At 73.8% G+C, this 9,640-nt stretch carries 10 protein-coding genes; 4 read left to right on the top strand and 6 right to left on the bottom strand.

Annotation, left to right across the window (positions count from 1 at the left end):
• Nucleotides 1-175 precede the first annotated feature (175 nt).
• Together QSK00_RS29935 and QSK00_RS29930 are read right to left on the bottom strand one after the other, a co-directional pair.
• Nucleotides 176-700, bottom strand: coding sequence for a GrpB family protein (locus QSK00_RS29935; protein ID WP_285597125.1), 525 nt, complete (start codon nucleotides 698-700; stop codon nucleotides 176-178).
• A complete protein-coding gene (locus QSK00_RS29930) occupies nucleotides 697-1,119 on the bottom strand; it encodes a group I truncated hemoglobin (RefSeq protein WP_285597123.1) in 423 nt (140 codons plus the stop codon). Before QSK00_RS29930 ends, QSK00_RS29935 begins: the two co-directional genes overlap by 4 nt.
• A gap of 111 nt (nucleotides 1,120-1,230) precedes the next feature.
• Here QSK00_RS29930 and QSK00_RS29925 point away from each other — a divergent pair, with 111 nt between their 5' ends.
• Together QSK00_RS29925 and QSK00_RS29920 are read left to right on the top strand one after the other, a co-directional pair.
• A complete protein-coding gene (locus QSK00_RS29925; RefSeq protein WP_285597121.1) occupies nucleotides 1,231-2,019 on the top strand; it encodes an enoyl-CoA hydratase/isomerase family protein in 789 nt (262 codons plus the stop codon).
• Between the two features lie 44 nt (nucleotides 2,020-2,063).
• Complete coding sequence (locus QSK00_RS29920) at nucleotides 2,064-2,408, top strand: hypothetical protein (protein WP_285597119.1); 345 nt, start codon at nucleotides 2,064-2,066, stop codon at nucleotides 2,406-2,408.
• A gap of 4 nt (nucleotides 2,409-2,412) precedes the next feature.
• On the opposite strand, the gene QSK00_RS29915 is transcribed toward QSK00_RS29920, so the two are convergent.
• Both QSK00_RS29915 and lipP1 read right to left on the bottom strand, forming a co-directional pair.
• Nucleotides 2,413-3,909, bottom strand: coding sequence for a flavin-containing monooxygenase (locus tag QSK00_RS29915; protein WP_285597117.1), 1,497 nt, complete (start codon nucleotides 3,907-3,909; stop codon nucleotides 2,413-2,415).
• Between the two features lie 5 nt (nucleotides 3,910-3,914).
• A complete protein-coding gene (lipP1, locus tag QSK00_RS29910; protein ID WP_285597115.1) occupies nucleotides 3,915-4,847 on the bottom strand; it encodes a LipP1 family hormone-sensitive lipase in 933 nt (310 codons plus the stop codon).
• 146 nt (nucleotides 4,848-4,993) lie between these two features.
• Between lipP1 and QSK00_RS29905 the strand changes: the two genes are divergently transcribed.
• A complete protein-coding gene (locus tag QSK00_RS29905) occupies nucleotides 4,994-6,250 on the top strand; it encodes a PucR family transcriptional regulator (RefSeq protein ID WP_285597113.1) in 1,257 nt (418 codons plus the stop codon).
• A gap of 6 nt (nucleotides 6,251-6,256) precedes the next feature.
• On the opposite strand, the gene QSK00_RS29900 is transcribed toward QSK00_RS29905, so the two are convergent.
• Together QSK00_RS29900 and QSK00_RS29895 are read right to left on the bottom strand one after the other, a co-directional pair.
• Entirely contained in the window at nucleotides 6,257-7,288 is a 1,032-nt protein-coding gene (locus QSK00_RS29900) for a carbon-nitrogen hydrolase family protein (RefSeq protein ID WP_285597111.1), read from the bottom strand.
• 1 nt (nucleotide 7,289) lies between these two features.
• Nucleotides 7,290-8,717: a glutamine synthetase family protein gene (locus QSK00_RS29895; protein WP_285597109.1), complete on the bottom strand. Its 1,428-nt coding sequence runs from the start codon at nucleotides 8,715-8,717 to the stop codon at nucleotides 7,290-7,292.
• A gap of 123 nt (nucleotides 8,718-8,840) precedes the next feature.
• On the opposite strand from QSK00_RS29895, the gene QSK00_RS29890 reads away from it, so the two are divergent.
• On the top strand, nucleotides 8,841-9,569 hold the full coding sequence (locus tag QSK00_RS29890) for a FadR/GntR family transcriptional regulator (protein ID WP_285597107.1): 729 nt from the start codon (nucleotides 8,841-8,843) through the stop codon (nucleotides 9,567-9,569).
• Nucleotides 9,570-9,640: the final 71 nt, after the last annotated feature.

Below are 9,640 nucleotides of genomic sequence, written 5' to 3'. Positions count from 1 at the left end.
CCGTGATCCACACCGTCACGGCGAGCCCGCCAGAACTCCCGACGCACCCACCGCGGAACAGCGACACCACCCACACCGACACCCACCCTCAACTCGAGGATGTTGCGTCCGCTCCTTGAATCCGCCGCCGCGAGACCTGCCTCCTGTGCACCTCGCGGACGAGGGCGGACCCGGCTCAGCCCCGGAGCAGCGCGGCGATCACGGGGCCCTTCGCCCGGCGGTAGACGCCCAGGTCGTCGTAGTCGCCCGCGAGGCCGCGCCGGACGTCGGTGTAGCGCTGCGCCGCGTGCGGGTCGGAGCGCAGGAGGTCCCGGAACCGGAGGAACGGCTCGACGGCCGGGTCCTCCGGCCGGAGCAGGCGGACCTCGACGGCGGTGGGACACGCCTCGTCGGACAGAGCGGGACGGCGCCACACGCCCGGGCCGCGGGGGGCGAGGTCGCGTGCCTCGAAGGCGAGGTGGAGCACCTCGTCGTCGGGATCGTCGACCAGGACCAGCAGGTCGATCTGCGGGACCGCGGGGAGACCGGGCACGGCGGTCGCGCCGACGTGGTGCACGGGCAGACCGAGCCGCACGCCCCAGTGCCGGGCCTCGTCGGGCCAGGCGGGGTCGGGGTCGGGGTCGACGAGGCCGACCCGCAGCGGGCGGGGCCAGGCGGCCGAGGCCCGCTGCAGGTCGACGTCGAGCGACTCCTCACTCACGCGACGGCGGGCTCCAGCGTCCCGGCCTGCTCGACCTTCTGCTGCTGGGTGACCTCGGGCCGGTAGTGCTCGATGATCGCCATGAACTCCTTCGTCTCGGCCTCCGGGACGCCGAGGAAGCGCAGCGTCGCCTCGATCTCGTAGTACACGGCGTTGAACTGCTCGTCGGTGATGTGCAGCTTCGTGTGCGCCGCGATCATGTCGAGGCCCGGATAGCACTTCGGACCACCCGCCGCCTCGATCGACCAGGCGGTCACGAGGAACTTGTAGCCGGGTCCGTTGGCCGCGACGTGGTGCTCGGCGACCGCCGGGTTCGCGATGACTCCCGCGTTCTCGAAGAGCCGGTCGACCAGGACGTCGACCGCGCCGGCGATCGCGTAGGTCCCGCCGAGACGCTCGAACAGAGAGGTGCTGCTCATGGTGGTGGCCTCCACAGCATCGTTGGTGATCCACGACACTCTGACATCCGATTCGGTCGCGCACAACCGGGGCGTTGCCGCGCGGACCGGCCGTCCGCGACGCTGGCGCCCGTGCCGATCCGCGTCGAAGCCGACCCCGAGGACGACCGCGTCGTCGTCATCACGATCGACCGCCCGGAGGCGCGGAACGCCCTCGACCCGGAGCACCAACGCGACCTCGGGGCCGCGGTCGCGGACTTCGAGGCCGACGACGCCCGGCTCGTCGCGGTGCTCACCGGCGCCGGGGACACGACGTTCTCCGCGGGCGCGGACCTCAAGAAGCTCATCCCGGCCTACCGCGAGGCCGTCCGCGCCGGCGAGGACCCGCCCTGGAACTTCGGCGGCTTCACCGCGACCACCCGGTTCAAGCCGCTGATCGCCGCTGTCAACGGGCACGCCCTGGCGGGCGGGCTCGAGATGGCGCTGGCCTGCGACATCCGGCTCTGCTCGCCGAACGCCACCTTCGGGCTGGCCGAGACGAAGTGGGCGATCATCCCCGGCGCCGGCGGCACCGTGCGGCTGCCGCGAACCGTCCCGCTGGGACTCGCGATGGAGATGGTCCTCTCCGGCGAGCCCATCGACGCCGCCGAGGCGTACCGGTCCGGGCTGGTCAACCGGTGGTCGAGCCGGCCGAGCTGGTCCCCGCGGCCCGCGCGCTGGCGCGCTCGATCGCCGCGAAGGGTCCCCTCGCAGTCCGGGCGGCCCGGGAGCGCGTCCTCGACGGGCTCGGCCTCGACCACGAGACCGCGATGGCCCGCGAGCACACCGCGTTCCTCGGCGTCATGCGCACCGAGGACGCGGTGGAGGGCCCGGCGGCGTTCGCCGAGAAGCGGCCGCCGCGCTACCGGGGTGCCTGAGTAGTTCCCCGGTCCCGACGACGGGTCGGCGCGAGCAGGGTCCCGACCATGCTGCTCGAGACCCGGCCCCGCCCCGCCGTCGTGACCCTCGCCGCCGTGCACGCGGCCGTGCTCCTCGCCGCGGGCGGGCTCGTCGGGATGGTCGCGCTGCTGCCGATCGCGATGGCGGCGGACTCGTGCACCGCGAGCAGCGCCGCGCTGCTGTGCACCGGGCTCCCCCAACTCGTCGCCCTCGTGGTGATCGCGCTGGGGGTGCTCGGCTCCGTGGTCGTCGCGGCGCTCGGCGCCCGCCGTGGCGCGTGGGGCGCGCTGGCCCACGCCCTCGCCGGCTGGGTCGTCCTGGCGACGAGCCTCGTGCTCGCCGGGCTCGTCCTCTGGGCGGCCTCGGCGTGACGGCTCAGCCGTACTTGAGCGACCCGTCGTCGAGATCGGCGGCGGGCAGCGTGTGCCGCTCCTCCGCGAACTCGTGCATGTGGGTCCACGGGGCCCGGTCGCCCTGCTTGAACATCCGGTCCTGGGACCGGACGACGTAGCCGGGGTTGAAGTTCTCCGGGTCCGACCAGGGCCGCAGCTCGACGTCGGGTCCGGCCACCGGCGTCACCGACGAGACCCCGAGGTCGTCCAGGTGCCGCAGCAGCCGCACCACGAGATCGGAGACCAGGTCGGCCCGCAGGGTCCAGGAGTGCCGGAAGTAGCCGAAGACGAAGGCCATGTTCGGCACGCCGTCGATCATGATCCCGCGCCACGTGACCCGCTCGGAGAAGTCGACCGGCTCGCCGTCGACGGTGAAGGCGACGTCGCCGAAGCAGGACAGGTTGAACCCCGTGGCCGTGACGATGACGTCGGCCTCGAGCTCCTCGCCGGAGGACAGGCGGATGCCGGTCTCGGTGAACGTCTCGATGGTGTCGGTGACGACGGAGGAGCGGCCCTCCTTGATCGTCGCGAACATGTCGCCGTCGGGGAGCAGGGCGATCCGCTGCTGCCAGGGGCGGTAGGCCGGGTTGAAGTGCTTCTCGATGTCGAAGCCCTCGGGCAGGTGCGGCCGCATCTCGTCGAGCAGGTACTGCCGGGCCGTGTCCGGGTCCTCGGCCGAGAGCCGCGTCAGCTCGTTGAACTGCTCGATGTACGTGCGGCGCAGGATCTCGTAGGTCCACTCCTCCGGGATGTCGAGGGCGCGGAGCTGGATCGCGAGCTCGTGGGTCTTCGGCGCCGCGATCATGAACGTCGGGGTGCGCTGCAGCATCGTCACGTGCTCGGCGGTCTCCGCCATCGCCGGCACGACGGTGGCCGCGGTCGCGCCGGAGCCGATGACGACGACCTTCTTCCCGGTCCAGTCCAGGTCCGCGGGCCAGCTCTGCGGGTGGACGATTGCGCCGCGGAAGCGCTCGCGGCCGGGGAACTCCGGCACGTACGGCTCGTCGTGCTTGTAGTAGCCCTGGCACATCCACAGGAACCGGCAGCTCACCTGCACCGTCTCGCCGGTGTCCTCCCGATGGACATCCACCGTCCAGCGGTTCTCCTCCGACGACCAGCTGGTCGAGACCACGCGGTGCCGGTAGCGGATCCGCTCCCCCAGCCGGTCCTCGTCGATGACCTCGTCGAGGTAGGTCAGGATCTCGCCCGACGACGCGATCGACGGCCCACGCCACGGCTTGTGCCGGTAGCCGTAGGTGAACAGGTCGGAGTCCGAGCGGGCGCCGGGGTAGCGGTGGGTCCACCACGTGCCGCCGCGGTCGGGGTGGGCGTCGAGGATCAGGAAGCTGCGGTCCGGGAATTCGGTGCGCAGGTGGTGTCCGGCGCCGATGCCGGCGACGCCCGCGCCGACCACCAGGACGTCGACGTGCTCGACCGCGCCGGCGTCGGTGGGCTCGGGACGGGTCTCGGTGACGGTCATGGTCCTCACTTCTCCAGGGCGGATCGCAGGGCCACGACGGCGTCGTCGACCATCCGGGCGCCCGACGGCGTGGCGCCGAGGGTCCAGAGGAAGCCGTGGATCATGCCGTCGTAGCGGGTGGCGGTGACGTCGACGCCGGCGTCGCGCATCGACGCGGCGTACGCCTCGCCCTCGTCGCGCAGCGGGTCGAACTCGGCGGTGGCGACGAAGGCGGGCGGCAGGTCGGCGAACGTCGCGGCCCGGGCCGGGAAGACGGTCTGGTCCTTGTCGGGGTCGGTCGCGCCGAGGTAGTGCGCCCAGAACCACTGCATCGTCGCGCGCTGCAGCAGGTAGCCCTCGCCGTTCTCGGCGTGCGACGGGGTGGTGAACGCGAAGTCGGTGACCGGGTAGATGAGCAGCTGGAAGGCGATCGCCGGGCCGCCGTGATCGCGGGCGTGCAGCGAGACCGCCGCGGCGAGGTGGCCGCCCGCGGAGTCGCCGCCGACGGCGAGCCGCGTCGGGTCCACGTCCAGCTCGTCGGCGTGCTCGGCGACCCACCGGGTCGCGGCGTAGCAGTCCTCGAACGCCGCCGGCTGCCGGTGCTCGGGCGCGAGCCGGTAGTCCACCGAGACGACCACGACGTCGGCGGCGTTCGCGATGCTGCGACACGGCCGGTCGACGGTCTCGAGGTCACCGATCACCCACCCGCCGCCGTGGAAGTACAGCAGGACGCCGCGGATCTTCTCGCCCGACGGCACGTAGATCCGCACCGGGATGTCGCCGCCGGGACCGGGGATGGCCCGGTCCGAGACGGTGCCGACCTCCTCCGCGGGCGGCTGCAGGTCCAGGAACGCCGCCGTGGCCTGGCGGGCCTGGGGCACCGTCATGCACTCGAAGGGCGGGCTGCCCATCTCCGCCAGTGCGTCGAGCAGAGCCTGGGCCTCGGGGTGCAGGGGCACGCGTCCTCCTCCGTCGTCGGGAGCCTCCACCGTGACCCGGACCACACCTCGGGCGCTTCGTCCCCCGGAGACCAACCGCGGAGGCTGGTTCGTCCGCGGGCGGGGAGCTACCGTCGAGGTGGCGGCAGTCACAGGGCGGTGGTCGCGTGCAGGAGCTCGGCGGCACCCTGCGCCGTCCCGACGACGGGGCCGCCCCGGCCGCCGCCGTCGCCGCGGCCCTCGCCCGTCACCGCAGCGAGATCAGCGACGCCATCCGGGACCTGCTCGCCGCGCGGATCGACGAGCTGCGCGGCGATCCGGGCCTGATCGACCTGCTCGGGGCGAGCGTCGAGGGCAACGTCGAGACGATCGTCCACATGCTGGCCCACGGCCTGCCGCCGCGGGCGATCGAGGCCCCACCGGCCGCGATCGAGTACGCCCGGCGGCTCGCGCAGCGCGGGGTGCCGGTCAACGCGCTGGTCCGCGCCTACCGGCTCGGGCAGGCCCACCTCATGGAGTGGGCGTTCGCGTGCGTCGGACCCGACGACGTGGCCGCGGTGTCCCAGCACGTCGTCCTCACGGTGTTCGAGTACGTCGACCACGTCTCCCAGCACGTGGTGGCGGTGTACGAGGCCGAGCGCGACCGCTGGCTGGAGAACCGCCACGCGATCCGGGTCGCCCGCATCCGCGACGTCCTCGACCGACGGGCCCCGACCGGCCCGGACGACCGGCTCGCCGTCGAAGCGGTCCTCGGCTACCGCTTCGGGCGCGAGCACCTCGGGCTCGTGCTCTGGCTCGACGGGGTCCCGACGGCGGGTCCGGCGCTGGTCACGCTCGAACGCTGCGCCGACGCCCTGGCCGCGGCGCTCGACGCCGACGGCCGGGCCCTGGTCGTCCCGTGGGACACCACCAGCGCCTGGGTGTGGCTGCCCGGGGTGGTCGAGGTGTCCCGGGCGACGGTGGCCGCGGTGGTGGGGCGGTCCGGCGAGCCGGTGCGCGTGGCCTGCGGCGCCCCCGCGGCGGGCGTCGAGGGGTTCCGCGTGACGCACGAGCAGGCGCTGCGGGCCCGCGCGGTGACCCTCGCGGCGGGTGCGGACGCACCGGCGGTGACGCTGTTCGACGAGGTCGGCGCGGTCGCCCTGCTGTGCGCCGACCTCGACGGTGCCACCGCCTGGGTCCGGCGGGTCCTCGGCCCGCTCGCCGAACCCGGCGCGACCAGCGCCCGGCTGCGCGAGACGTTGCGGGTCTTCCTCGCGACCGGCGGCAGCAACGCTGCCACCGCGCGCCGGCTCGGCGTGCACCCCTCGACGGTGAAGTACCGGGTGCGCCGGGCGAAGGAGGTGCGCGGCCGGCCGGTCGGGGACGACCGGCTGGACGTGGAGCTGGCCCTCCTCGCGTGTGCGTGGCTGGGCGCGCGGCGCTGAGCCGGCTCACCCGTCGACGAAGCCCGTCGTCGTCCGGCGTCGACGGTCGACGGTCGTGTGGAAGACGTCCGGGCGGGCGTAGTGGCCGGCGGGGTCGAACGTGAGGCGCGCGGCCGCCACCTCGTCGGGATCGAGCTCGGCCACGACGAGCCCCTCCCGCCCGGCCTGCGGCTCGACGAGCCAGCTGCCGTCGGGACGCGCGACCGCGCTGCCGCCGTCGAACCCCGGATCGCCCGCGTCCCGCAACGCCGCGGCCAGGGGGAAGTCGTCCGGGACGTCCTCGACCCGGTAGAGCCCCGAGGCCGCGGCCGCGAACATCCGACCCTCCACGGCGGCGAAGCGGGTGACGTCGGACGTGAGGCGCGAGGAGCCGGGCCAGACGCCGACGTGGACCTCCTCCCCCTGGGCGTGCAGGGCCGACCGGGCCTGCGGCATCCAGTTCTCCCAGCAGTTCAGCGCGCCCACGCCGACACCCTCCACGCGCGTCACCCGCAGACCGGCGCCGTCACCGTGGGCCCAGACCAGCCGCTCGTCGTAGGTCGGGACGAGCTTGCGGTGGTGCACCACCGTGCCGGCACCGGGCCGCACCGTGAGCAGCGTGCAGAAGACCGTCCCGCCCACCCGCTCCGAGACCCCGACGACGAGTGTCAGGCCGAGGTCGCCCGCGAGGGTCTCCAGATCCCGGTGGTACGGCCCGCCGATCTCGAGGGCGCTCTGCAGGTAGTAGGCGTAGCAGGCCTTCTGGTCCGGGTCCTCGAACGCGGCTCCACCGGTGCGCGGCAGCCAGAACGGATAGCCCGCGAGGTAGGTCTCCGGGAAGGCCACCACGTCCGCGCCCCGGTCGCGGGCGAGCCGGGCGGCCGCGACGAGGCGGTCGAACCGGGCCCGGAGGTCCAGCCACGGTCCGGCGAGCTGCGCGAGGGCCAGGCAGAGGGGACGCCGCCGCGGGGCCTCCACGCGGTGCTCGGCGAGCACCGGGAGCTCGGGGATCTCGGGGATCTCGGGGATCTCGGGGATCTCGGGGATCTCGGGGGCCATCTCAGAAGACCTCGAAGTACTCGCGCTGCTCCCAGTCGGTGACGGCGGCGTTGAACCGCGTCACCTCGCTGCGCTTGACGGTGGCCAGGTAGTCGACGAACGGGTCGCCGAGCTCGCGGCGCATGAGCGCGCTGGTCTCGAAGTGCGCGAGAGCGGCCTCCAGGGACGGCGGCAGCAGCGGCCGGTCGGCGTCGTAGGCCTCGTCGGCGGAGGGCCCGGGGTCGATCTCCCGCGCGATCCCCTCCCGTCCGCAGATCAGCTGCGACGCCATGTACAGGTAGGGGTTGGCCGCCGGTTCACCGACCCGGTTCTCCAGGTGCGTCGTCGCGTCGCCCCGGGCCCCGGAGACCCGCACCATCGCGCCGCGGTTCTCCTCCGCCCAGGCGATCCGGTCGGGCGCGAAGGAGTTCGCGATGTAGCGCTTGTAGCCGTTCACCGTCGGGGTGGAGAGCAGGGAGGACTCCGGCGCGTGGGCGAGCAGGCCGCCGAGGAAGTGCAGGGCGGTGGCGGAGAGCAGTGCGTCGCCCTCCCCGGGGAACACGTTGGCCACCCCGGGGGCGGACAGCGACTGGTGCAGGTGCCAGCCGCTCGAGACGATGTGGGGCAACGCCGGGCGGGACATGAACGTCGCGTGGTAGCCGTGGCGGCGACAGACCTGCTTGATCGCACTCCGCGCGAGCAGGACCGCATCGGCGCTGCGCAGGGCCGGGAGCGGGTCGAAGGTGAACTCGATCTGACCCGGCCCCCACTCGTCCTCGACCGTCGCCAGGGGTAGCCCGAGGGCGACGACGTGGTCGCGCAGGACGGAGAGGATCGCGTCGGCCTCGTCCCCACGGTTCTCCGTCAGGTACTGGTAGCCGTGCGACAGGGCCGTCACCTCGGGCGCCGCGGGCGGCCAGCCCGAGTCCGCGAAGCCGTGGCGCGGGTCCACCATCCGCGTCACGTAGAACTCCAGCTCGACGCCGGTCGTGTACCCGAAGCCCTCGGCCTCGAGCGCGGCGAGCTGGCGCTGCAGCACCCCGCGGGTGTCGAACGGCACGCGGTCGCCGTTGCGGTAGTACAGGTCGGACAGGATCCAGCCGGTCCGCTCCACCCAGGGCAGCAGGGTGAAGGTCGTCGGGTCCGGCACCAGCACGCCGTCGGGCAGTCCGGTCATCCGCGGGTCGCCGAACCCCTCGGCCGCGAACGGCGCGACGGCGGGGTTGTTCGTGGTGTCGAAGATCAGCGTCGCGGTCTGGAAGTCCTTGCCCTCCTCCAGCGCGGCGAGGAAGTGGCCCACCTCGACCGTCTTGCCCCGCAGGATGCCGTGCTGGTCGCCCCAGCTGATGCGGACCTGACGGAGGTCCAGTGCCCGGACGCGGGCCGCCAGCTCCTCCGCGGCCGCCGCCTCCTCCGGCGAACGGATGCCGTGCCTGCTGACGAAGCTCATGTCGCCTCCACTGGTCTGGTGGTCAGACCAGTGATCTAGCCGGGCTCCGGTTGCCGCGGTGTTACGGCTGCTCCGCCGGTCCCGTGCGTCCCCCTACACTGGTCGGACCACGAGGAGGCGCGCATGGCGACACCGGGACCGATGCGGCCGCTGCGGCGCCAGGGACTGTTCGAACGCGTGGTCGGCTCGGTGCGCGAGTACATCGCGGCCAACGGCCTGGCGGAGGGCGACCGCCTTCCCTCGGAGCGGGAACTCGCGGCCGCGCTCGGCGTCGGACGGTCCTCGGTCCGCGAGGCCATCGCGACGCTGCGGGCGAACGGGATGGTCGAGGCCCGGCACGGGGAAGGCCTCTTCCTCCGGCGGATCGACCCCGAGCCGGTCCGCGTCCTGGTCGGCGACACGCACGAGACCAGCCTCGCCCTGCCCTACATCTGGGAGACCCGCCAGGCGCTCGAGACGCAGTGCGCCCGCGTCGCGGCCGCGCGGGCCACCGGCGCCGACCTCGCGGAGCTCGAGGCCGCGCTCGACCTCATGGCCGACGAGATCGCCGACGGCCTCCCCGGCCACGCGGGCGACCGCCGGTTCCACCTCGGCGTCGCCCGCGCCTCGCACAACCCGGTCCTCGTGGGCCTCCTCGACGGCATCCGGGACGCCCTCGACCGCACGTCGGCCACCTCGCTCGGCCGCCCCGGGCAGCCGGCCCGCTCCCTGCGGGACCACCGCGTCATCCTCGCGGCGATCCGCGCGCACGAGCCGACCGACGCCGGGAACGCGATGCTCGCCCACCTCGTCGGCACCACCGAGCCCGTCCTGGAGGGGCAGGCCGAGGCCGGGAGCCGGGAACGCACCTGATCCACGTTCTCCCCGGCCGCGAGAGGTGCACCAGGCCTCCCGGACCGCCCAGGGACCTGCCCCACGTAGCC

This window comes from Actinomycetospora sp. NBRC 106378, from assembly GCF_030269685.1.
Taxonomy (GTDB): Bacteria; Actinomycetota; Actinomycetes; order Mycobacteriales; family Pseudonocardiaceae; genus Actinomycetospora.
The sequence above is the reverse complement of the archived record's forward strand: the minus strand, read 5'-3'. Positions and strand labels throughout refer to the sequence as shown.

What these genes read in the sequence shown, in the direction of transcription:
- QSK00_RS29930 (WP_285597123.1), bottom strand. Translation starts at nt 1,119, where the DNA reads ATGAGCAGCACCTCTCTGTTCGAGCGTCTCGGCGGGACCTACGCGATC.
- QSK00_RS29920 (WP_285597119.1), top strand. Translation starts at nt 2,064, where the DNA reads ATGCTGCTCGAGACCCGGCCCCGCCCCGCCGTCGTGACCCTCGCCGCC.
- QSK00_RS29915 (WP_285597117.1), bottom strand. Translation starts at nt 3,909, where the DNA reads ATGACCGTCACCGAGACCCGTCCCGAGCCCACCGACGCCGGCGCGGTC.
- QSK00_RS29900 (WP_285597111.1), bottom strand. Translation starts at nt 7,288, where the DNA reads ATGGCCCCCGAGATCCCCGAGATCCCCGAGATCCCCGAGATCCCCGAG.
- QSK00_RS29895 (WP_285597109.1), bottom strand. Translation starts at nt 8,717, where the DNA reads ATGAGCTTCGTCAGCAGGCACGGCATCCGTTCGCCGGAGGAGGCGGCG.
- QSK00_RS29890 (WP_285597107.1), top strand. Translation starts at nt 8,841, where the DNA reads ATGGCGACACCGGGACCGATGCGGCCGCTGCGGCGCCAGGGACTGTTC.